Below are 23,059 nucleotides of genomic sequence, written 5' to 3'. Positions count from 1 at the left end.
CCGCGAGTCCGCGCAATGAGATCGCTATGACGAAGAGGCGAGACGAGGCATGCAAGAACACGTTGATATCGGCCACGGCCGGGTAGCGCGCCGGGTGTATGGCCTGGACCAGGTGGACATCGTGCCCTCCCGGCGCACCCGCTCCTCCCACGACGTGGACACCACGTGGCGGATCGATGCCTATACCTTCGATATCCCGCTGATGTCCCATCCCACCGACGCTCTGGTCACCCCGGAGTTCGCCATCGACTTCGGCCAACAGGGTGGCCTGCCCGTCATCAACGGGGAGGGGCTGTGGGGTCGCGCCGCCGACCTGGACAGGGCCCTGGGGGAGGTCCTCGCCGCCGCCGAGCAGGAGGGGGACTTGCGGGTGGCGGACGACTGCGCCGCCAACGCCGTGCTGCAGCGCCTGCACAGCCAGCCGCTGGACCTGGACTTGTTGCAGGAGCGCCTGCAGCAGGTGCGGGACTCCGGGGTGCGCTTCGGAGTGCGGGTCTCCCCGCAAAACGCCCGCGAGTACGCCCCGGCGCTGATCAAGGCGGGCATCGACCTCCTCGTGGTCCAGGGCACCCTCATCTCTGCGGAGCATGTCTACCGCGGTGGGGAGCCGCTGAACCTCAAGGAATTCATCGGCTCGCTGGATGTGCCGGTCATCGCCGGGGGAGTGGTGGATTACACCACCGCCATGCACCTCATGCGCACCGGTGCGGCCGGGGTCATCGTGGGTGCGGGGACCACCACCAATAGCGCCTCCCTGGGCATCGATATCCCCATGGCCACTTCCATCGCGGATGCCGCCGCCGCTCGCCGGGACTACCTGGACGAAACCGGGGGCCGCTACGTTCACGTCATCGCCGACTCCCACTTGACGACCTCCGGGGACATCGCCAAGTCCATCGCCTGCGGGGCGGACGCCGTGTGCCTGGGAACCCCCCTGGCCGCCGCGCAGTCGGCGGGGACCCCCGGGTACTTCTGGCCTTCCGCTGCGGCCCACCCGAAGGCGCCGCGCGGGATGGTGGAGGCGGTTCGCCCCCGCCAGTTGCTCCCCCTCGAACAGCTCCTGTTCGGCCCCACGCCCAATCCCTACGGCGAGGAGAACCTGGTCGGTGGGCTGCGCCGGTCCATGGCCAAGTGTGGATACACGGACTTGAAGAGCTTTCAAAAGGTGGACCTGGTCGTCCGGGAGGGCTAAGCCCGTGCCTGAGCCCGCGGTTGCTTCGACGCCGCGTGAGAATGCCCGCGGGAGCCCGGGATGGGGGCGGCGTGGCGTCGGGTAAAATAGCCCTCCGTGACAACAACCGGCAGCCACACTGATAACAAAGCCGCCCACCTGCCCCGCCCCGTGCTCGTGGTGGACTTCGGCGCGCAATACGCCCAGCTCATCGCCCGCCGCGTGCGCGAGGTGAACCTGTACTCCGAGGTGATCCCGCACACCATGGATATCGCGGAGGTGCGCGCCAAGAACCCCGCGGCGCTGGTGCTTTCCGGCGGTCCCTCCTCTGTGTACGCCGATGGCGCCCCGGCCCTCCACGAAGAACTGCTGCAGTTGGGCGTGCCCGTGTTCGGCATCTGCTACGGCTTCCAGGCCATGACCCAGGCCCTCGGGGGGACCGTCGCGCAGACCGGGCAGCGGGAGTACGGCCGCACCTCGATGGACGTGCGGGGTGGGCACCTGCACGAGGGGCTGGGGGACGTGCACCAGGTATGGATGAGCCACGGGGATGCCGTCAGCGGAGCCCCGGAGGGGTTCGAAGTGACGGCAACCACCCCGGGGGCTCCCGTCGCCGCCTTCGAGTGCGAGGGCAAGAAGATGGCCGGCGTGCAGTATCACCCGGAGGTGCTGCACTCCCCGCACGGGCAGGCGGTGCTGCGGCGCTTCCTGCTGGATTTCGCGGGGTTGGAACCGACATGGACTCCCGGCAACATCGCCGAGCAACTGATCGAGCAGGTCCGCGAGCAGGTCGGCCCGGAGGGGCGGGCGATCTGTGGACTGTCTGGTGGGGTGGATTCCGCCGTTGCTGCGGCGCTGGTGCAGCGGGCCATCGGGGACCGTCTGACCTGCGTTTTCGTGGATCATGGGCTGCTGCGCGCCGGGGAGCGGGAGCAGGTGGAGCAGGATTTCGTTTCCGCCACGGGTGCGAACCTGGTGACGGTGCACGAGCATGAGGCCTTCCTGTCCAAGCTGGCGGGGGTGACGGATCCGGAGGCCAAGCGCAAGGCCATCGGCGCGGAATTCATCCGTTCTTTCGAACGCGCGGTTGCCGGGGTGCTGGAGAGCGCGCCGGAAGGGGCGACCGTGGATTACCTGGTGCAGGGCACGCTGTACCCGGATGTCGTGGAATCCGGGGGTGGTAGCGGAACGGCGAACATCAAGAGCCACCACAACGTGGGCGGTTTGCCCGATGACGTGGAGTTCAAGCTGGTGGAGCCGCTGCGCCTGCTGTTCAAGGACGAGGTTCGCGCGGTGGGCCGGGAGCTGGGGCTGCCCAAGGAGATCGTGGGCCGCCAGCCCTTCCCGGGGCCGGGGTTGGGCATCCGCATCATCGGGGAAGTGACCGAAGAGCGGCTGCAGACGTTGCGCGCGGCGGATGCGATCGCGCGGGAGGAGCTGACGGCGGCGGGGCTGGACGACACGATCTGGCAGTGCCCGGTGGTGCTGCTCGCGGACGTGCGCTCCGTGGGGGTTCAGGGGGACGGTCGGACCTACGGCCACCCCGTCGTGCTTCGCCCGGTGAGCTCCGAGGATGCCATGACGGCGGACTGGACCCGCGTGCCCTATGACGTGCTGGAGCGGATTTCCACCCGAATCACCAACGAGGTGCAGGAGGTCAACCGCGTGGTCTTGGATGTGACCTCCAAGCCGCCGGGAACCATCGAGTGGGAGTAGCGGCGCCGTCGGGGGGGACGGTGCTGATGGGGGGACGGTGCTGTTGGGGCAGGGTAGAGGGGTGAGGGGGAGGCGGGGTTTCTTTTCTTGTTGACGCCATTACCGGCGCGGTTCTAAACTCGATCCCAGTGTAGAACAGGTGTTCTAATATTGACTGTGGGGTCAGGTGGGTTATGTCCCAGCATCCGCCTAAGTTCGCAGTGGTGAACGCAGGGAAATCCGCAACGGGGAAAGGTGGTGAACAATGGCTGAGCTTCGTGCCGTATCGCAAGCGGGAGTGATAGAGGATCTGCGCCGCAAGATCGGCAAAATGAGCGGCGCGGCAAACGGCGCGGCAAGCGGCGCGATGAATGGCGCGGGGGTGGTGACGGTCCCCGAGTGGCTGGGCGCTCAACTCACGGCCGGGGGCTTACCGCGCGCCTCGGTAACGGCAATGGCCAACTGCCCGGCGGCGCTCGTGGACGTCCTTGCGGGCATCACCGCAGCGGGCGGGTGCGCCGCCGTCGTGGGGTATCCCTCCCTGGCGCTGGCGGCGGTGGCTGCCGGGGGCGGGAACATCGACCGGCTAGTGGTGATCCCGGACCCAGCCCCCCACGCCGGTGCGGTATTGGGCACGTTGGTGGAGGGATTGGACCTGGTTATCTACGCACCGGCTACTCCGGTGACCCCTACCTTTGCCCGGCCGGTAGAAGCCCGTTTGCGCAGAAGCAGTTGTGCCCTCATCTCCGTGGGAACCCCCTGGCCAGGGGCTATTTTGAACCTGGATATGAAGGTCCAAGGGGTACTCGGATTGGGGCGGGGCAGTGGCCGAATTCGGGGGATCCAGCTCACCGGGAAAGTATGGGGCAAGGCGCAGCCGCCGCGGACGTTCGAAGCCGTTGTGGGGGAGGCCAGGCAGCAGTCTAGGCAGCATCATCGCGTGGCACCCCGTCATGCCACGATGGCTCACTCGATGCAGCGGGTGGCGCAATGACTACCGCAGCGACGTGTGCAGCAGAGCGGGTGACCGTTGTCTGGTTTCCGGACTGGCCGGTGTACGCACTGGGGCGGTCCCTGGGCTGGGATGTGTTCCACCCTGCCGCAGTTATCGCCGATCACCGCGTGCTGGCCTGCAATGCAGCGGCCAGGAAAGCCGGGGTGCGAACTGGCATGAAACAGCGCCATGCCCTGGCGACGTGCCCACGGCTGGCCGTGGCGGAAGACGATCCGGCTCAGCAAGCCGCAGTGCACGAGGACGTGGTCACGGCCCTGGCGGACGTAGCCGCTGGGGTGGAAACGCTGCGCCCGGGGTTGCTGGCCTTCGCCACCGATCCGCTGGCCCGCTACTACGGCGGGGAGGATACCGCCGTCGAACTGTTGCTCAACGCCGCAGTACGGCTGGAAGCGGACTGCCAAGTGGGCACCGCCGACGACCTAGTGACTGCCATCTGGGCTGCCCGGGCGGGGCGCGTGATCGAACCGGGTGGAGCCAAGAAGTTCGTTTCCAGGCTGCCCATCAATGCCCTGACCAGCGACCCCGCACTGCACGGCCCTACCGAACTCGTGGACGTTCTACAGCAGCTAGGGGTACAGACGCTTGCGGATTTTGCCGCCCTCCCCCGCACCCAAGTCGCTGCGCGGTTTGGCCAGAACGCAGTGGAATGGCATCGGATAGCGGCCGGAGAGCTAGGGCGTGGCGTCGCCCCCCAACGGAACACCGAAGCACTGGTGGTCCGCCACGAACTAGACGAACCGATTGCCAACACCCAGACCGCGGCGTTCGTCGCCAAACGCGCCGCTGCCCTGCTGCACAACGAACTATTCAAGGCCGGGGACGCCTGCCTGCGGCTGTCGGTGCGGGCGTACATCAACCCGCCGCCCGGATACACCGGCGCCACCGTGGTGGAACGGGCGTGGCGCTGCCGCGAACCACTGACTGAGGAGGAAACCGCCCAGCGAGTGCGCTGGCAACTAGACGGGTGGATCACCCGGCTACGCTCCCGGCAAGCCGACCCCCACAGGGGCAACCCCCAGAGCTCATGGGAGGTCGGGGAGTGGTCCGACGGGATCACGGGGGTTAGCGCGATTGAACTCATCCCCATAGACACGGTCCCTGCGGGCACCGTCGTCGCACCGCTGTGGGGAGGGCCGGACGAAGGCATCCGCGCAGCTCGGGCAGTGGCCGGGCGGGCCCAAGCGCTCATCGGAACCCAAGGAGTGCGCCGAGCCATCCACCGCGGCGGGCGGGCCGTTGCCGGGCGCATCGTCACCGTGGCCTACGGCGACGAGGACCCGGAGGAGGTCACCGCACTGCAAACCACCGCCTGGGAGGGCCAACTACTGGCACCCCTGCCCGCCCTCGTGGGGGCGCCACCCCGTGATCGAGGCAATGGCAACCCCATTGCCAACCCAGCCATCGCGAACCCCAGCATCGCCCACCCCGCCGCCCGCGTGAGCTTGCTCGACGCTGCTGGAACCCGCGTGTACGTCACCGGACGGGGGCTCATAAGCGCTCCGCCCGAAGAACTCGTGTGGGGCCATCAGCACTACCGCATCACCGGATGGGCCGGGCCTTGGCCCGTTGACGAACAGTGGTGGGCCCGGGGCAAGCGCTATGCGCGAGCCCAGATCAGCACCGACGAACCCGGCGCCTACCTGCTGGTATGCAAGGGCAGCCACTGGCGCATCGAAGCCACCTACTAAAACCCAACCCCACCCGCTGGTAGCCTTACACTCCATGGCAACCCGGAGGAACCCCCGCGCAGGGCGCACCCCAGCCCCCGAAACCTCCAGCCGGAAACCCACCAGCCCCACCCGAGCCGAACTCCCCGGCACCGTCTGCTCCACCCCCACCACCGAACCACTGCCCGGCACCGCCAAAACCGGGAAAACCGTCGTCGCCCTCGAACACCACCGCGGCTGGGGCAGGGACATCCTCGACGGCGAAGCGCTCGGCCCGGAGCTATCCGCCCGCATTAAAGCCCACCTCGCCCACCACAGTGCCGAACTACACTTCATCCGCCGCCCCGGCAGAGCAGGGCAACGCCACGATAAAAACAACCCCACCCTCAGCCTGTACGTCGCCGCCACCAGCACATCCCAACCAACCCTCCACCGCCTCTACATCCACCACCCGGAAGAGCTGCTCGGCATCGACCTCAGCCACCCGGGACTCCACCCCGGAGCAACGCAGATACACCACCCCATCATGCTCATCTGCACCCACGGCAAACGGGACAGATGCTGCGCCATGTACGGCCGTCCCGTCGCCGCCCAACTCGCAGCCACCTTCCCCCCGGACCACGTATGGGAAGCCTCCCACACGAAGGGCCATCGCTTCGCCCCGTCCATGCTGCTGCTCCCCGCCAACTACTCCTACGGGCGGCTCGATGCCCCGGCCGCGGCAGTCGCCCTCAACCTCGCCGAGCGCGGGGACCTGTACCTGCCCGGCAATCGCGGCCGCGGCTGCTACGACCCGGCCGGCCAGGTGGCAGAGATCGAAGTCGCGCAGCTCATTGTGGAAAACGGGGAAGTTGCCCGCTGCGCCGGGCTATCAGTTACCGCATGCGAACCGACGCCCGCCGATCACGCGAACGTGGCGCCGCACGCCGGGCCATCCGCGTCGACCACTGCCTCCGGCCCAGCAACTGTCCCCGGGCTGGTGGCTCGCATCGTCACGGACACCGCAACCGGCCGGCAATGGCGAGTTCTGCTCACCCGCGACACCCTCACCAGGGTGGTCACCTCCTGCGGTGATGCTCCGGGCTCCCAGGCATCCTGGCGGGCCCGCGACGTGCGCCGCTGCACCCCCCTGCGTGAGCCGCTGGGTTCCTCTACCTAAGCCGCTGCGTCCCTCGGGTCCTGCCTAGCGCCGCATGACTTTGCGGGCCAACCAGTTACCGAACAGTTGGGCGACCTGAACGATGACGATGATCACCGCCACGGTGATCCACGTGACCTCGTCGTTGAAGGAGCGGTAGCCGTAGACAATGGCGAAGTCCCCCAGGCCCCCTGCGCCGATGTACCCGGCCATGGCGGACATGTCCACGATGGCGATGAACATGAAGGTGAATCCCAGGATGAGGGGGCCCAGGGCCTCCGGCACGATCACCGTGAAGATAATCCGCAGGGGGGACGCGCCCATCGCTTTCGCCGCCTCCACCACGCCCGGGTCAATGGTCACAAGGTTCTGCTCGACGATGCGCGCGGCCCCGAACGTCGCCGCCACCACCATTCCGACGATCGCCGCTTCCAGGCCGATCCGGGATCCCACCAGCAGGTCCGTCACGGGTCCGATGGCGGTGAGCAGGATGATGAAGGGGATGGGCCGGATGAAGTTCACCAGAAAGTTCAGCACCCAATACACGGGTTTGTTCTCTAGCACCCCGCCCCGGCGCGTCGTGTAGAGCAGCATGCCCACGACCAAGCCCAGCAGGCCGCCGATCGCCAACGTGGCGGCGACCATCGTGAGTGTCTCCACCACGGCCTGCTGAAAACTGGTGCCCAGCCGATCCCAGTCCATCTGGGCGAGGACAATCGTTGCGTCGCTGGTGCTCATCGGATCTCCTCGATGGTCGTGCTGGCCTGCAGGGCCTGGTAGAAGTCCTCGATGGCCTGTTCTGCGGCCTGGTCGGGGGCGGTCATGCGCAACGTCAACCGGCCGAAGGAGTGGTTTTGCAGGGTGGTTACCCCGCCGTGGACGATGTTCACCCGCACCCCCTGAGCAGTGGCACGGGAGACCGCGTCGAAAAATCCGATGCCCTCCGCCATGGTGATGGTGAACAGGCGGCCGTGCTCCGCCTGCAGCGCCTCGGCTTCCACCATGTCCGGGGTGTTACGCAAAGAAGTGGCCACGAAGTTCGCGGCGACCGGCGTAGTCGGCCGAGAGAACACGTCGTAGACGGATCCCTGCTCCACCACACGGCCGTTTTCCATCACGACGACGGCGTCCGCAATGGACCGAACGACTTCCATCTCGTGGGTGATCACCACGATGGTGATGCCCAATTCTCTGTTCACCCGGCGCAGCAGCTCCAGGACATCCCGGGTGGTGGAGGGGTCCAGGGCAGACGTGGCCTCGTCGGCGAGCAGCAGGCTCGGGTTTGTGGCCAGCGCCCGGGCGATGCCGACGCGCTGTTTCTGGCCACCGGAGAGCTGCTCGGGATAGGCCCTGCCCTTGTCGCTGAGGCCCACGAACTCCAGCAGCTCAGCGACCCTGCGTTTGCGGTCCGCCTTGGCCATGCCGCTCAGGGTCAGGGGGTAGGCGATGTTGGCGGCAACGGTACGGGAGTTGAACAGGTTGAACTGCTGGAAGATCATGCCGATATCCGACCGCAGCTTCCGCAGCTCGGACTCCTTGAGCCCTACGATGTCACGGTCGTCCAGGAGGATCTCCCCGCTGGTGGGGCGGTCCAAGCCGTTGATCTGGCGTACCAGAGTGGATTTCCCGGCGCCGGAATAGCCGATCACTCCGGTGATGGATCCGGCGGGCATGGTGACGTTGATGTCCCGCAGCGCGTGGACTTCCCGCCGCCCCTGGGTGAAGGTTTTGTTCACGCCCCGGAATTCCACCCGGGTGCCCTGGCTCACTTGTTGTTCTCCTTGCGGAAGGAGTCCTCCGTCTTGTGCAGCACGTCGGTGAGCTGGGGGCCGTCCATGGTGACGTGAACGGCGGATCCGCCGGTGGACTCGTCGATGGCCTTCTGCACTTCGGGGTGGTGCCACACTTCCACGAGCTTCTTGTACTTGTCGTCGTTTTGATGCTCGGGCTTAGTGACAAAGCCGTTGATGTACGGCTGGGCCTGGGGCGCCTTCGGGTCATCCTTGGCGATGGCCGACTTAGGGTCGATCTTCGCGTTGATGAGGAAGTCGTTGTTGATGATGGCGGGTTTGCCATCGAGGTAGGCGGTGGCGGTCGCGGCGGCGTCGACGGGCGTGACCTTCACCTTGGAAGCACCCGGGTCCACGTCGGCTGGGGTGGGGGTCAGGCGCTGGCCACCCTTGAGCTTGACCAGCCCGGCCTGCACGAGCACGTTGATGGCCCGGCCCTGGTTCGTGGCGTCATTGGGGATGGCCACCTCCCCGGCCTTGGCCACCTCTTCCACGCTCTTGGCATCCTTGGCGTAGAGCCCCAGCGGGTAGATCTCGGTGGCGCCAATGGGCACGAGGTTGCTGCCGGTCTCCACGTTGTACTGGGCGAGGAACATCATGTGCTGGAAGTTGTTGACGTCCACCTGGCCATCCGTGAGGGCGCGGTTGGGGATGTTGTAGTCCTGGAAGTTTTTTACCTCGATCTTCAGGCCGACCTTCTGGGCTTCTTGCTTGAAGACATCCCACTGGGGCTTTTCGGTGTTGGTGGCGCCGATGACGATCGTGTCCTTGTCCTTGCCGGCGCAGGAGGCGAGGGACATGGTGGCCGTGGTGGCGAGGAGGGCTGCAGCGATTTTGCGCTTGAGTGACATGGTTGTTCTCGGGGGTCTCCGGTTGGCGTCGATGGGGGGAGTTGCTGCGGCGGCTGGTGGCCGACCGGGGCAAAGTGGGGACCACGTTAACACCAACAGAAGAAAGTGAACAACTTAGTCTACTTCGAAGTTATCGTCCCAGTTCAGCTCGAATTAATTGCATTGTGTGAGAGTTGGCATGCGGTGTCACGCGTTGTCTCTACTGACGTGTTTCGACAGTAGGTTCCTGATTCTGTCACCCTTCACCGGGTCTTGGCTTCTGTTGTGTCAAGCGCCCCGCATGAAGAGCTTCCCGTTGCTTTTCCAGTAGAACAAGTGAGCGATTCTCCGCTAAGCTATCCGGGTGACTAGCCGACCGCGGCGCAGCCTGTATCCCACCGCTGGGGGCCGAGGGTTCACCAACCCCGTGGCCCTCAGTTGGTCGCGCCTGGAGCGAATCCTCTCCGGCAAGGACGTTCCCCCGCTGCAGGCGGTGGGCATCGCGGAGAATACGAACAACTCCCCAAGGGTGGAGTTCTTCGACGTCGCAGGGGAGGTCGTTGTCGACGGGCGGGGGCCCAGGTCGGGGGAGCGTGGCGTCCACAATGAGAAAGAACATCACCCCCCACTACCGTTCGCAGAACTGCATTGCTGCACCACCTACAGCTTCCTCGCCGGGGCCAGCGAGCCGGAAGAGCTGGTGGAGAAGGCCCTCGAACTGGGGTTGGTGGCCCTGTCCTGCGTAGATCGGGATGGATTCTATGGGGCTGCGCGGTTTGCCACGGCGGCGGCGGAGGCCCTGGCGGACCGTGGGCAATCGCTAGCCACGGTGTTCGGCGCGGAGCTCAGCGTGGATGGGGTGGATAGGCCGGGGTTGACCGTGCTGTGCAAGGGTCAGGATGGGTACCGGCGGCTATCCATGGTCATCACGGATGCGCGGATGGCCGATCGGGATAAAGATTCGGTGAGTTACCCGGACGTCGATCAGCTCGCTGTGGCCGCGCAGGGCACCTGGATCGTTCTCATCGGGTGGGCCCAGATGGGTATTGAGGACGCCCCCAGCGGCGCGTGGGCAGCAGAGGAAATAGTACGGGCGTTCGGCGCCGATAACTGTGTTGTGGAGCTACAGCACACGATGAACCCCGCCGACCCGGAACGCAACGAGCGCTTGCACGCCTTTGCCGAGGAGCACGGCCTGCGCGAGATTGTCAGCACCGCCCCCCGCTGCGCCACCCCCGCGCACGCCCGGCTCGCCGGGGTGAAAGCCGCCCTGGCCGACCGCCAGGACATGGCCGCTGCGGCCCCGGTAACCCACCCCCTGGGGGGACCGTGGTTGCGCTCGGGGCGAGAGATGATGCAGCTTGCCGGGGATAACCCCTGGTTGGCGGAGGCGGTGGCCACGACGGTGGAGGTGGCCCGCCAGTGCGCGTTCACGCTGAACCTCGTGGCGCCCAACCTCCCGCACTTCCCGGTGCCGGAGGGGCACACGGAGATGAGCTGGCTGCGGGAACTCACGGAACGCGGCGGGGCCTACCGCTACGGACCCCGCGATGGGCACGCCGCCGCCCGCCGGGCCTGGGCCATCATCGACCGGGAGCTGGGGATCATCGAGAAGCTGGGCTTCCCCGGATACTTCCTCATCGTCCACGACATCGTCGACTTTTGTCACCGCAGCAACATCTACTGCCAAGGCCGGGGCTCGGCCGCCAACTCGGCTGTCTGCTTTGCCCTGGGCATCACCACGGTGGACGCCGTGGCCGCGGGACTGCTCTTCGAGCGTTTTCTCTCCCCGGAGCGCGACGGGCCGCCGGACATCGACCTCGATATCGAATCCGGTAGGCGCGAGGAGGCCATTCAGTATGTCTACCGCCGCTACGGGCGGGATAACGCGGCCCAGGTCGCAAACGTCATCACCTACCGGCGCAAATCCGCGCTGCGGGACGCGGCTAGGGCCCTGGGTTATCCGGCCGGCCGGGTGGATGCGTGGTCTCGCGGGACCGAGGAGCCCCCGCAGATCGTCACCACCATTGCCGAGCAACTGGAAGGCCACCCCCGCCACCTCGGGATCCACTCCGGCGGCATGGTGATCTGCGATCGGCCCATCGCCGCCGTCGTGCCCACGGAGTGGGCCCGGATGGCGGATCGTTCCGTGGTCCAGTGGGACCGGGACGACTGCGCGACGGTGGGGTTGGTCAAGTTCGACCTGCTGGGGCTGGGCATGCTGGAGGCCATCCACCACGCCGTGGATCAAGTGCGCGAACACCGCGGTCGGCACGTGGAGTTGTGGCGGCTGGACCCCACGGAGGCCCCGGTGTACGAGATGCTGTCCCGGGCGGATGCGGTGGGGGTCTTCCAGGTGGAATCGCGCGCGCAGATGAACACCCTCCCGCGCCTGCGACCCCGGGTTTTCTTCGACCTGGTGGTGGAGGTCGCGCTCATCCGGCCCGGCCCCATCCAGGGCGGCAGCGTCCACCCGTACATCCGTCGGCGCAACGGTCTGGAACCCGTGACCTTTGACCACCCCTGCCTGGAACCCGCGCTGACGAAGACGCTGGGAGTGCCGCTGTTTCAGGAACAGCTCATGCAGATGGTGGTGGATGCCGCCGGCTTTACCGGTGCGGAGGCCGACACGCTGCGGCGGGCGATGGGCTCCAAACGCTCCCCGGAGAAGATGGAGCGGTTGCGCGCCCGCTTCTACCAGGGCCTGGAGGACACAAACGGAATCACCGGGGAGGTGGCGGATCGGCTGTGGGACAAGATCGTGGCCTTCGCCGCCTACGGTTTCCCGGAATCCCACAGTCAGTCATTCGCGGCCCTCGTCTACTACTCCGCGTGGTTTAAATACCACTATCCGGCGGAATTCTGCGTTGCTCTACTCCGGGCCCAGCCCATGGGGTTCTATTCACCGCAATCTCTTATTTCGGACGCCCGTCGCCACGGCGTGACCATACTTCCCCCGGATGTCAACGCCTCCGGGGTGGAGGCAGATACCGTCATCGAGGGTCATACTGCCGCCGACGGGGACGCGACGGGGTGCCCCAATGAACCGCGCGGCGTGCACGGGCTGGGGCGGGGAACGGGCGAGCCCATCGGCGCAATTCGGTTGGGACTGGCCGGGGTCTCCGGGATAGGGGAGGACGTTGCCCGCCGAATCGTGTCCGCCCGGGACCGCTTGGGGCGCTTCAGGCGGGTCAGCGACTTGTCCCGGGAAGCGGGGTTGACTGTCTCCCACGTGGAGCAGCTTGCCCGCGCGGGGGCCCTGACCTGCCTGGGTCTGGATCGCCGACAGGCGGTCTGGGCCGCGGGCATCGCCGCGACGGAGCGCCCCGGCATGCTGCCGGGAACCTCTGAGCTCAGCGTCCCCGCCCTTCCTGGGATGAGCACGTTCGAACTCACCGCCGCGGATCTGGCCGCCACGCACATGACGCCGGAGGGCCATCCCCTGGAGCTGCTGCGCGGTTTCCTCGACAATTGGCATGCACTGACCGTGCGCACTGGCCCCCGCGCCGGCCAGCGTCGCGGCGGGGCCCCGGTGATCCCCGCAGACCAGCTGCTCGCCGTGCCCGACGGCACGCGCGTGCGCGTGGCGGGGGTCGTGACCCACCGGCAGGCGCCGAAGACTGCCGGTGGAGTGGTCTTTATCGGCATGGAGGATGAAACGGGCCTGGCGAACATCATCATCCCTCCGGGGCTGTGGGAAAAGCAGCGGGTGGTCGCGGCAAACGCCCGGATCGTCGTCATCCGCGGCATCGTCTCCAACGCGGAGGGTGCGGCCAGCGTGGCGGCGGACATGGTGGAGGCCGTGGAACCGGAGCTCGCCGCGGCGAGCGTGCTGGGCTCCAAGGCGCGGGACTTCCGTTGAACCAGCGGGTAGCCGAGAAGCTGTAGCGATTGACACCCGTGGGCTTCTTGCGAACAATCGAGCAAGTGCATCAGTACCCCACCGCCAAGCACCTCCGGCGCCGCCGTATCGCGGCATCGCTGGCAGGCGTGGCCCTCGTGACCACGGCCGCCGGAATCGGCGTGGGCGTGCAAAAGGCAACGGGGTGGACCGCAGAGGAATGGGCCCGCCACAACAGCATCCAGGAACCGGCGGACTACCAAGGCCGTCCGCTGGCCCCCGGCGCCACCGCCACCAATCCCCCGGGTGCCAAACCGAATCGCACCGTCACCCCCGCGGTCTCCGGGGATAGCGGGCCGGACAGCGCCATCGCGATCACCCCCACCGCCCCGCAAAACCCCGCCGAGGGCGGCACTGTTGCGGGAACTTTCGCAGACCAACCCGCCGCAGAGGCCCGGATCCCGGCCCGCCAGATTCCCCTCAAGCGGGCCCCCGCCCCCAACAGCATCGAACGCATCTCCCTGGACAGCAGCGGAGAACGCCGCGAGGCCCTGTTGGCCCTCCCCGCTACCGCCACACCCGCGGGACAGCCCGGCAAGCCACTGCCCCTCGTGCTGGCCTTCCCGGGCTGGAAGGAAACGCCGGAATCGATGTCCCGGTACAGCGGCCTGGGCCGCGACGGCGCCATCGTGGTGTACGCGGAGGGCAAGAAGCTGGCGTGGGAGGGAGCCCCCTACGCAGATGCCACCAAACCCGGGCAGGACATCCAGTTCACCCGGGACCTCCTGGATTCCCTCAGCTCCACGTACAACGTGGATAAGCACCGCATCTACGCGGCCGGGATGTCCAATGGGGGCGGCTTTGTGGGCAAGTTGGCCTGCGAACTGCCCCAGGAGTTCGCCGGGCTCGCGGCTGTGGCTGGGGCCTACTATCCGGGCGAGTGGACCGGATGCGCTCCCCGCGGGGAAGCGGCCCGTGATGGGCAGGTGTCTGCTTTCGCGCCGGGTCCGGGCGTCCCCTATCTAGATATCCACGGCAAGAAGGACACGACCATCGAATACAACGGCGGGGTCCGCCACGCCACCCCCTATCTGGCGGCGATGCAGTACTCCGGCGCCTTGGCCGCCCGGTCCGGGTGCTTCGGTGCTCCCACCACCACGCGGGTGACGGATCAGGTTCTGCGCGTGGAGTGGCCCGGCTGCCGCAGCGGGGTGGAGGTCACCCACCTCGCGATCGCCGATGCCGGGCATGCATGGCCCGGGGAGTCCAATGCCGGGGCTGGGGAATCCGGGGTGGCGGCCAAACAGGTGTTGACGCCCCATCGCGGCGCGCCGGATAACCGCGTGTCCACCTCCGTGACGGCGACGCGGGAGATCCTGGCGTTCTTCCGCCAACACACCCGGTAGCTTTCCCCTGTATCCCCGGCCGCCTTAGGTAGACAGGTCCACCTCGGACCAGGAGGCCCGGTGGTTGCTCATCCAGGCGAAGGCGCGGTGGCGCTGCAGCAGCACGTCTTGCACCCTGGGGTCCAGGATCTCCGGGTGCCGACGATCTTGTTGCAACTGCTGATCCACGGCAAACCACCGCATGGAAAAGACGTACTCGAAGGCATCGCAGAACTGCACGATGTTGCGCAGCCGCAGTTGCTGGCTGGGCGGGGTCTCCCCAGCCCCCGCTGCCCCGGCCCCACCCGCTGCCCGCTGCTCGGCGGGCGGATACAGCGAGGTCACATCACCCTCAACGAGCCCCACGGCCCACAGCAGAGTCTCCACCGCAGCGTCCTCCCCCTGCACGGACTGGGCCTGGGCGTAAATCTCCTCCGGCCGGCGCAGCACAATCTCAAACTCGGAGAGCACCGGCGGTAGGGATTGGGCGATCTGAATCCCCTCGTCCCATAATTGCCCACGGATGCGATCCCGGCGCGCCCGGGCGGCGGGGTGGGTGGGTGCGGAGGTTGGGGGCGTCCCCAAGAGATCCCGGCCTTGCGCATCACGGACCTCACTGTCGCTTTGTATGAGGAAGATGGCATTCGCCTGCTCCGCCCACTGGGAGAATTCCCGCAGATCGGAGGGAGAGTAATTGTCCGGGCGCTCGAAGACGTACTGGCGGCGGATAGTGCGGATATGCCGAGCGACGGAATCGACCGCGGCGGTATAACTCCCGGCTCGTTGGTGGCCCAGGGCCACTGCATAGCCGAAGAAACCGTCGATGTGCTCCTGGAGGGCCCGAGCATCGTCCGAGTCTGTGACGAAGGGCCCCAGGAACTGCCCATCTACGTATTCATCGTGGGCCAGGCTGCGTTCGTGCAGTGCCGGCCCATAGGCCAATCCCTGCGCCGAATCCGGTAGACCGGCCCGCGCCCCACCGTCGGCGAGATGTGCGGGCACATAGGGCAGGACCTGCCGGACCGTGGAGTATGCGTTCACGTAGATGCTCATGGAACCAAACCATAACCCCCGAACAAGGCCGTGTGCAGCGGCTATGGCTACGATTGACCCACTATGCGGCACACCTACGGCCCCTCGCTGGCACCCATTGGCGGCAGAATTGCCTACATCGTGCGGGATGGCGGCTATCCCTACGCGGTTCTTGCGGACCTCACGGAGGACGGGGTAGGCCCTGAACGGCCCATCCGCCTGCCGATGGAGGGGCCGGTGACGAAGGTCCTGCACTCCCCGGACGGCAAGTGGATCGCCTGCGAGGTCTCCCCAAAGGGCTCGGAGCGCCTGGAGACGTTCATCGTGCCCACGGACCCCGAGCAGCAGGACGCGGCGGAGGCGAAGTCCCTGCGCAACACCTTCGACGCGAAGACCACGCTGGTGGAGTGGGATCACCACCTCCTGGCGATGGACGCGGTGGCCAGCGACGGGGTCACTGAAGCCCGCCTGGTGCACCCGGAGACCTCCCGCTACAAGGTGGTGGACCGGCGCAGCGACTCGCTGCTCGTCGCGGCGGAGGCGGAGTACAGCCTGATGCGCGTGGGGCCGCGGGGAAACCGGGAGCTGCTGCTGACCACCCCGAATGGCGATTGGATTCCCCTGCTGCCGCCCGAGCCGGGGGCGGCCACGGAGGAGGGGCGCATTTTCCTGCTGGACCCGGAGACGCTCGTGGTGTTTTTGGCCACGGACCATGGGGCCCAGCGTCGGCGGATCGTGCGGTTGACCATCGACCTGCCCTCCTCCCCGCCGCGCCGGAGTGGGGTGGAGGAGCTCATCGCCTCCCCCGATGCGGATGTGGACGAGTTCGTGATCTCCGAGGACATGTCCACCGCGGCGGTGCTGTGGAACCAGGACGGGGTGAGCATCCTGGAGGTGCTCATCCTGGGCGCGGATCAGCGGGTGATGGTGCGCCGGACGGTGGATGTGCCGGGGATGGTTGCCTTCGGCCTGTCCATCACGGACGACGGCTCCCTACTGAGCGTGACGGTGGAGGGCCCCAATTTGCCGCCATCCGTGGAGATTTTGCGGGTGGATGGGGCACGCGTGGAATCGTGCAATCCGCAGCGGGCGCAGCGGTTGGAGGAGCGCACGGCGGCGGTGGAGGCCCCGGAGCTGGTGCACTACACCGCCCGCGATGGGCTGGAGCTATCCGGGTGGTTGTATGTCGCCCCCGATCCGTCCCCGCGGGGCACGGTGTACATCCATCTGCACGGCGGCCCGGAGGGGCAGTCCCGGCCGGTGAATCACGACTGTTTGACGGCACTGGTCGATTCGGGGGTGACGGTGTTCACGCCCAACATCCGGGGTTCCAAGGGCAACGGCCGGGCATTTTTGCACGCCGATGATCGTTACGGTCGCTTCAGCGCCATTGATGACGTGGCGGATACCGTTCAATTTCTTATCGACGCCCACCTCGCCCAGCGCGACGCGATCCTCCTCGGGGGCCGAAGCTACGGCGGGTATCTTTCCACCCTCGCGGCGGCGCGCTACCCGGATCTGGTGGTGGGCGTGGTGGATGCCTGCGGCATGTCCAGCTTCGAGACGTACTACGAGTCCACGGAACCCTGGCTGGCCAGCGCGGCTTCCCCGAAGTACGGCTACCCCATGCACGACGCGGAGCTGCTCATGGAGATCTCCCCGCTGTATAAGGCGGACCAGGTGCTAGCCCCGGTGCTGCTGATCCACGGGGGCAACGACGGGGCCGTGCCGATCGGGGAGTCCCAGCAACTGCGGGACGCCCTTGTGGAGGCCAGGGGTGGGGACGACGGCGTGGAATTCCTCGTGCTGCCGGAGGAGGGCCACCAGTTCGTGGTGCCCGCCTCCCGCGAGCTCATCGCCACCCGGATGCTGGAGTTCTTCCGCGGGCTCGGCCTCGTGGATCGGGTGGACTTGAGCCGCTTCGCCTCGGGCGACTGAGTCGCCGGAGGAGCGCGGCAGGTGGAGTGCGCTAGAGCGCGCGGGCGGTGAGCGTCATCCCCGCATCCCGCAGGCGCCGTACGTAGGGCATGCCCAGCCCGGTGGCGGGGGTGAGGACACCGCCACCGGCTGGCTCCCGCTGGCTCGTCTCCTCCGGGGACTGCCCGTCCTCGCCGAGGGCCAGGGTGAGTGCGGCCTCCGCGAGCATGAGGGACGTGGCCTTGTAGCCGGGGTCTCCCTCGGCGGCCACCCGTGCGGTGACGTCCACCCCGGCCCCCGGTGTGCTGCGCCCGTAGAAATCGCACCGGAAGAACCCCTGCTCCCGGTCTTCTTCGGAGGGGCCCTGCCCCGGCTCCGGCAGCCACCTCTTCAATACCCCGCGCAGGTTGTCCTGCCGCAGGGCCCCGAATAGGGCGCCGGTCCCGGCGGCCAGGCCGGCGGCGGTGGCCTTGCCTTTGAGGCCGGGCCCCGTGGCTATGAACTCCCGGTAGCGCAGGTCCTTGCCGTAGGCGTGGCCAAGCAGGGCATTGGAGCGTCGCACGACACGGGTGTTGGCCCCGGCCATGAGGAAGGGAGCAGCGTGGCCGTCGGGGGCCCCGAAGTCCTGGGCCTTGGCCAGGGCATAGTCCGGTTGCTTGCCCAGGTCCGGTTCGCTCTCCCGGTCCGGTGACAGGCTGTAGGGGTCCTGCAGCAGCTTGGCGGCGTCCTTGTCGTGTCGCATCGTGGCGATTTGCCCGCGCATGGAGTCCACGGTGCCCCCGGACAGGCCGCCCTTCATCTTCACGAGCATCGTTGCCTCCGCCAGGGGGCCCACGCCCTTTTCCGCTGCGGCGCGGTGCAGCAGGAACATGCCGATGTCCGAGGGCACCGAGTCGAAACCGCAGGCGTGAATGATGCGGGCCCCGGTCTGTCGGGCCTGCTCGTGGTGATGATCGATGGTGTAGCGGTTGAACAGCACCTCTCCGCACAGGTCCACGTAGTGGGTACCGGCGGCGGCGCACTCGGCAACGAGCTGCTTGCCGTACTTGGCGTACGGCCCCACCGTGGAGATGACCACCGTGGTGCTCTCCGCGAGGCTGCGGAGGGCGCGGTTGTCGGTAGCGTCCGCAGCAATGATTCCCCAATGGGCCGCATCGAGATTGACCTCGCTGAGATCGTTTTGGACCCTCCGCAGTTTCGATTTGGTGCGCCCGCCCAGCGCGATGCGGATGCCCTCAGGGGCGTGTTCGGCGAGGTACTTGGCGGTGAGGGCGCCGACAAATCCGGTGGCGCCGTACACCACAATGTCGTAGTCCCTGGCAGCGGCTGTTGGTTCAGTCATGGGTTCCGTTCTACCTGCTTGTCGGTCGGGGTGGGTTAAGCTTCGGGCGGTGAGCACACTCAGTGATCGCCCTGCGGAGCAGGCGTCGCCGCCCCCGATGCACATCGTCTTCGACCGGCCGGCTATTCCCCCGAACACCGGCAATGCGATTCGGATGTGTGCGGGCACGGGCGCGGTGCTGCATCTGGCGGGGCCGTTGGGGTTTGATTTGGACGCCAAGCATGTCCGGCGCGCGGGCCTGGACTACCACGAGCTGGCAGTGGTCCACCGGCACGAGAACATCGCGGCGGCCTTCGCGGCGCTCCGCGGTGCGCGCATCTTCGCCTTCACCACCAAGGCGACGCGGTGGCATACGGACGTGGAATACCGGCGCGGGGATGTGCTGCTGTTCGGCACGGAACCCAGCGGGTTGCCGGACGAGGTGCTCGCGGATCCGCAGATCAGCCAGTGGGTGCGGATTCCCATGCTGCCCGGGCGGCGGAGCATGAACTTGTCCAACGCGGCGGCGGTGGCGGCCTACGAGGTCTGGCGGCAGCTAGGGTTCCCGGACGGTGCTTGACAGCCTGAGGGGGTTCGACGGCCTCAGGACATCTGGGGGCGACGCCGCCACAGGGCCAGTGCCGTGGAAAAGATCGTGACGAACAGCCCGAGCACCACAAAACCGGCGTAATCCAGATTGACACCCTCCACCCAGGCGAAGCCGGGCAGGCCCAGTTCGCTGGCCAGGCTCATCAGGCCGGTGCCGCCGATGAGGACGGCGAAGAGGACGGATACGGCAGTCATTGTGATGTTGTAGCGCAGCTTGAGATGCGGGCGGTTCAGGGCCCAGCGGTAGGCGTGAGCCATGAAGACCCCGTCGATGGAATCCAGCAGGGCCATCCCGGCCGTGAAGGCCAGGGGAAGCAGCATCGTCACCCACCACGGGGCCCCCGCCGCGACCCCGCCGGCCGCGAGGATGAGCAGCGAGACCTCCGTGGCGGTATCGAAGCCCAGGCCGAAGAGGAAGCCCACCGGGTACATGTGCCACGGGCGGGTCACCCTGCGCAGCGCGGGTCCCAGTAGGCTGGTCAGCGGCCCGCGCGGCAGGGAACCGTCGGGGAGATACCCCTCCCGGCCGACTTCGGCGCTCGCGGGCACACCATTGCCCATCGACCGGGACTTCCGCATCTGCCGGTACAGGGAGCGCAGCGTCAGCAGGTTGATTACTGCCAGGATCAGCAGGGTGACGCCGGAGAACGCCGCGCCCCAGATGCCGAGAGCTTCCGTCACCGGGGAGTCTTGCGTCAACCCGGCCCACTGGGCGGACAAGGCCACGAGACCGGCGGCGAGGACGACAACGGTGGAGTGGCCCAAGGCGAAGAACATGCCGATGCTCTGCGGCGTGCGCTCGCGGGTCTGCAAGGCGCGAGTGGTGTTGTCGATCGCCGCGATGTGGTCCGGGTCGAAAGCGTGGCGCAGCCCTAAGGTGTACGCCGTGAGGATCAGGCCGAAGGAGAAGGCCCCATGGAGGTTGCCCGTCGCCCAGGCCAGGGCGGCAGCGGCGACTAAGAGCAGGTGGAGGGCGATATTCACGCCCATGACTGCGGGGGACTGGGCCAGGCGCGGCGGGGTGTTCAGGGTCTGCTGGGGCCTCATGCTGGGAACATTAGCGCCCGGGTAGCGGTTGTGTCACCGGCGGGGTGACGGGCCCGGGAGAGTGTTAACGGTGATTTAATGGCCGCATGGCAGCACTGACCTTGGACGGCAAACTGTTTCGCGATGAGATCTTCGCCGAGCTCGCCGGGCGCGTGGAGCGCCTGCGCGACAAGGGAATCACGCCCGGGCTGGCGACGGTCCTCGTGGGGGAGGACCCGGCGAGCCATTCCTACGTGCGGATGAAGCACCGGGATTGCGAGCAGATCGGGGTGAACTCGATCCGCCGGGAATTGCCGGCAGACGTCACGCAAGAGCGGCTGCTGGAGGTCATCGACGAGCTCAACGCGGACGAGGAGTGCACGGGATACATCGTGCAACTGCCGCTGCCCAAGCACCTGGACGAAAACGCGGTGCTGGAGCGCATCAATCCCGATAAGGACGCCGACGGCCTGCACCCGGTGAACCTGGGCAAGCTGGTGCTCAACGAGCCGGCCCCCTTGCCGTGCACCCCCCACGGCGCTATCGCGCTGCTGCAGCGCTTCGACGTCGACCTGGCCGGGGCCAAGGTTGTGGTCATCGGCCGCGGCGTGACCGTGGGGCGGCCCATCGGGCTCATGCTCACGACGAAGACGGTGAACTCGACGGTGACCCTGTGCCACACCGGCACCCGTGACCTCGCGGCGGAGACGCGCACGGCCGACGTGATCGTGGCGGCGGCCGGGGTTGCACATATGCTCACGGCGGACATGGTCAAACCTGGCGCAGCCGTGCTGGATGTGGGCGTATCGCGGCTGGACGACAAGCTGGCCGGGGACGTGCACCCCGGGGTGTGGGATGTCGCCGGGGCGGTTTCGCCCAACCCGGGGGGTGTGGGGCCGCTGACGCGGGCGTTTTTGGTGCGCAACGTGGTCGAGCGTGCCGAGAGGATGGCGGGGCTCGCGTGACGGCGGCCAGGCCGGTGAAGATGGCGGGCGGCGGCGATCACGTCGGGGGCGGTGGGCACCCCCGGCGCGCAGGTCTGGGGCGGGGTGGTGATTATGTTGGACGCCACCAGCAAGCGCCCCACCAAGTCGGCACGGTGCGGCGGAAGCTGTTGCATAACCCCCACGATGTGGCCAACCCCCCGTCGCAGTTGAGCCCGGCGGTCCAGTACGCGCTGGTGGGCGTGGTCGTCGCGCTCGTGTTCGGCGCCGCAGTGTTCATCGCGCTGGAACGGTGGCGCCGCGGTGGGGCGCTCTTCGGCGCCGCGCTATTGATGCTGTCGGTGATCCGGTGGATGGTTGATTCCCAGGTGCTGGGGGTCTTGGCTGTGCGCTCGCGCCGCTTTGACAGCCTGTTCACCGGCTTCGTGGGAGCCTTCATGCTCTTCCTGGCCGTGAGCGTGGATTCGCTGGGAAGCTGACGCCGCAGCAAGGGGGATGCCCGAAGCTGGGCGGGGTGCTGCCGGGCGGGGTGCCCGGGGGCAAGGGGCCTATTCCCCCGCGGCCAGGAGGTCCGCTTTGACCAGGAATTTCGTCAGGATGGCCCCCATCTGTCGGCCCTCGATGAGGAAACCGTCATGCCCGGTGGGGGAGGTGATCTTGGACAAACCGATGAAGTTCCCCAAGTTGCGGGACAGGTGCTCCTGCTGGTGGAAGGGGTACAAGATGTCCGTATCCACCCCGACCACCATCGTGGGCACCTCGCATCGGCCCAGAGCCGCGTTCATCCCCCCGCGCCCCCGGCCCACGTCGTGCCGGTTGAGCGCGTCTGTCAAGGTGACATAGGAGCCCGCGTCGAACCTGCTCTGCAGCTTCTGCGCCTGGCGGTCCAGGTAGCTTTCCACGGCGAATCGCTGGTCCGGCCGCCGGTAGGGGCCGTAGGGGTCCTCCCCCTGTTGCGGATCCGTCCCAAACCGCTCGTCCACCTCCAACTCGCCGCGGTAGGTCAGGTGAGCTATCCGCCGCGCCTGCCCGAGCCCCCACACGGGCCCCATTCCGGCCTCGTAGTAGTCCCCGCCGTGCCAGGCCTGGTCGGCTTCGATCACCCGGATTTGGCTGGACTGGATCCCGATCTGCCATGCCGAGGCCCGGGCGGACACGGCGATCACCAGCGCGGCATTGACGCTGCCGGGGTACATTAAGGCCCACTCCAGGGCCCGGGCCCCTCCCATGGAGGCCCCGATTACCGCGTGTACCCGGGGGATTTCCAGTACATCCAGCAGGCGTTTTTCCACGCTGACCTGGTCCCGGATGGAGATGCCGGGGAAGCGCGAGCCCCAGTACCCCCCGTCGGGGTGCAGCGAGCCCGGCCCGGTGGACCCGGAGCAGCCCCCGATGACGTTGGCGCACAGCACGAGGTAGCGATTCGTATCGAGGGTGCAGCCGGGTCCCACCATCCCCGGCCACCATTGGGCCACGTCACCATCACCAGTCAGGGCATGCTCCACGAGCAGCACCGGGCGATCCGTCGCGGTGGGTTCCGGGCAGGTGGCGTCGTAAAACGCATGCAACCGCAACCGCGCACCGGGGATGGACGCGCCCGCCTCGGTGACCACATCCCCGATGGGGATATCGAGGTGGCCACCTGGTGGGGGCAAAAGAGATGGGTTCATGCGGGGCG

General features: G+C 67.5%; 18 protein-coding genes. 11 read left to right on the top strand and 7 right to left on the bottom strand.

All coding sequences use genetic code 11. The annotated features are described in order from the left end of the window. The first annotated feature begins 49 nt into the window (after nt 1-49). The 5 genes from CHEID_RS08560 (at nt 50) to CHEID_RS08540 (ending at nt 6,707) form a co-directional block, all read left to right on the top strand. Nucleotides 50-1,192 (top strand): GuaB3 family IMP dehydrogenase-related protein, encoded by a 1,143-nt coding sequence (locus CHEID_RS08560; RefSeq protein WP_112769623.1) that lies wholly within the window; start codon nt 50-52, stop codon nt 1,190-1,192. Nucleotides 1,193-1,330: 138 nt separating this feature from the next. Next, nucleotides 1,331-2,887, top strand: a complete 1,557-nt coding sequence (gene guaA / locus CHEID_RS08555; RefSeq protein ID WP_112769636.1) for a glutamine-hydrolyzing GMP synthase — start codon at nt 1,331-1,333, stop codon at nt 2,885-2,887. 244 nt (nt 2,888-3,131) lie between these two features. Further along, nucleotides 3,132-3,860, top strand: coding sequence for a hypothetical protein (locus CHEID_RS08550; protein ID WP_238599387.1), 729 nt, complete (start codon nt 3,132-3,134; stop codon nt 3,858-3,860). Then, complete coding sequence (locus tag CHEID_RS08545) at nt 3,857-5,569, top strand: Y-family DNA polymerase (protein WP_112770029.1); 1,713 nt, start codon at nt 3,857-3,859, stop codon at nt 5,567-5,569. The genes CHEID_RS08550 and CHEID_RS08545 overlap by 4 nt, the downstream gene beginning before the upstream one ends. Before the next feature lie 34 nt (nt 5,570-5,603). Continuing rightward, nucleotides 5,604-6,707 (top strand): sucrase ferredoxin, encoded by a 1,104-nt coding sequence (locus tag CHEID_RS08540; protein ID WP_112770030.1) that lies wholly within the window; start codon nt 5,604-5,606, stop codon nt 6,705-6,707. Between the two features lie 24 nt (nt 6,708-6,731). On the opposite strand, the gene CHEID_RS08535 is transcribed toward CHEID_RS08540, so the two are convergent. The 3 genes from CHEID_RS08535 to CHEID_RS08525 are packed head-to-tail and all read right to left on the bottom strand — an operon-like array spanning nt 6,732 to nt 9,327. After that, a complete protein-coding gene (locus tag CHEID_RS08535; RefSeq protein ID WP_112770031.1) occupies nt 6,732-7,424 on the bottom strand; it encodes a methionine ABC transporter permease in 693 nt (230 codons plus the stop codon). Beyond that, a complete protein-coding gene (locus CHEID_RS08530) occupies nt 7,421-8,455 on the bottom strand; it encodes a methionine ABC transporter ATP-binding protein (protein WP_112770032.1) in 1,035 nt (344 codons plus the stop codon). The genes CHEID_RS08535 and CHEID_RS08530 overlap by 4 nt, the downstream gene beginning before the upstream one ends. After that, nucleotides 8,452-9,327: a MetQ/NlpA family ABC transporter substrate-binding protein gene (locus CHEID_RS08525; RefSeq protein WP_112770033.1), complete on the bottom strand. Its 876-nt coding sequence runs from the start codon at nt 9,325-9,327 to the stop codon at nt 8,452-8,454. Before CHEID_RS08525 ends, CHEID_RS08530 begins: the two co-directional genes overlap by 4 nt. Before the next feature lie 343 nt (nt 9,328-9,670). Between CHEID_RS08525 and CHEID_RS08520 the strand changes: the two genes are divergently transcribed. Together CHEID_RS08520 and CHEID_RS08515 are read left to right on the top strand one after the other, a co-directional pair. Continuing rightward, on the top strand, nt 9,671-13,168 hold the full coding sequence (locus CHEID_RS08520; RefSeq protein WP_273661091.1) for an error-prone DNA polymerase: 3,498 nt from the start codon (nt 9,671-9,673) through the stop codon (nt 13,166-13,168). A 65-nt stretch (nt 13,169-13,233) separates the two neighbouring features. Continuing rightward, entirely contained in the window at nt 13,234-14,553 is a 1,320-nt protein-coding gene (locus CHEID_RS08515) for a CE1 family esterase (protein WP_273661089.1), read from the top strand. A gap of 24 nt (nt 14,554-14,577) precedes the next feature. Here CHEID_RS08515 and CHEID_RS08510 read toward each other — a convergent pair whose 3' ends face one another. Further along, nucleotides 14,578-15,585 carry a DUF4272 domain-containing protein gene (locus CHEID_RS08510; RefSeq protein ID WP_273661087.1) on the bottom strand — a complete coding sequence of 336 codons (1,008 nt, stop codon included), beginning with the start codon at nt 15,583-15,585 and terminating at the stop codon, nt 14,578-14,580. A gap of 63 nt (nt 15,586-15,648) precedes the next feature. On the opposite strand from CHEID_RS08510, the gene CHEID_RS08505 reads away from it, so the two are divergent. Further along, complete coding sequence (locus CHEID_RS08505; protein ID WP_112770246.1) at nt 15,649-17,502, top strand: alpha/beta hydrolase family protein; 1,854 nt, start codon at nt 15,649-15,651, stop codon at nt 17,500-17,502. A gap of 31 nt (nt 17,503-17,533) precedes the next feature. Here the strand turns inward: CHEID_RS08505 and CHEID_RS08500 are convergent, their stop codons facing one another. Next, nucleotides 17,534-18,823, bottom strand: a complete 1,290-nt coding sequence (locus tag CHEID_RS08500; RefSeq protein ID WP_112770245.1) for a saccharopine dehydrogenase family protein — start codon at nt 18,821-18,823, stop codon at nt 17,534-17,536. Nucleotides 18,824-18,920: 97 nt separating this feature from the next. On the opposite strand from CHEID_RS08500, the gene CHEID_RS08495 reads away from it, so the two are divergent. Then, nucleotides 18,921-19,382: a tRNA (cytidine(34)-2'-O)-methyltransferase gene (locus tag CHEID_RS08495; protein WP_181645972.1), complete on the top strand. Its 462-nt coding sequence runs from the start codon at nt 18,921-18,923 to the stop codon at nt 19,380-19,382. 23 nt (nt 19,383-19,405) lie between these two features. Here CHEID_RS08495 and CHEID_RS08490 read toward each other — a convergent pair whose 3' ends face one another. Next, nucleotides 19,406-20,458 carry a HoxN/HupN/NixA family nickel/cobalt transporter gene (locus CHEID_RS08490; RefSeq protein ID WP_112770243.1) on the bottom strand — a complete coding sequence of 351 codons (1,053 nt, stop codon included), beginning with the start codon at nt 20,456-20,458 and terminating at the stop codon, nt 19,406-19,408. Between the two features lie 86 nt (nt 20,459-20,544). Here CHEID_RS08490 and CHEID_RS08485 point away from each other — a divergent pair, with 86 nt between their 5' ends. After that, nucleotides 20,545-21,402, top strand: a complete 858-nt coding sequence (locus CHEID_RS08485; RefSeq protein WP_112770242.1) for a bifunctional methylenetetrahydrofolate dehydrogenase/methenyltetrahydrofolate cyclohydrolase — start codon at nt 20,545-20,547, stop codon at nt 21,400-21,402. After that, complete coding sequence (locus CHEID_RS08480) at nt 21,399-21,860, top strand: DUF3017 domain-containing protein (RefSeq protein WP_273661082.1); 462 nt, start codon at nt 21,399-21,401, stop codon at nt 21,858-21,860. The genes CHEID_RS08485 and CHEID_RS08480 overlap by 4 nt, the downstream gene beginning before the upstream one ends. Nucleotides 21,861-21,929: 69 nt before the next feature. Here the strand turns inward: CHEID_RS08480 and metX are convergent, their stop codons facing one another. Further along, a complete protein-coding gene (gene metX, locus CHEID_RS08475; protein WP_112770371.1) occupies nt 21,930-23,051 on the bottom strand; it encodes a homoserine O-acetyltransferase MetX in 1,122 nt (373 codons plus the stop codon). Nucleotides 23,052-23,059: the final 8 nt, after the last annotated feature.

Origin of the sequence: Corynebacterium heidelbergense, assembly GCF_028609845.1 — a bacterium.
GTDB lineage: Bacteria > Actinomycetota > Actinomycetes > Mycobacteriales > Mycobacteriaceae > Corynebacterium > Corynebacterium heidelbergense.
Note: the sequence above shows the minus strand (reverse complement) of the source record. Positions and strands in the feature narration are given on the sequence as shown.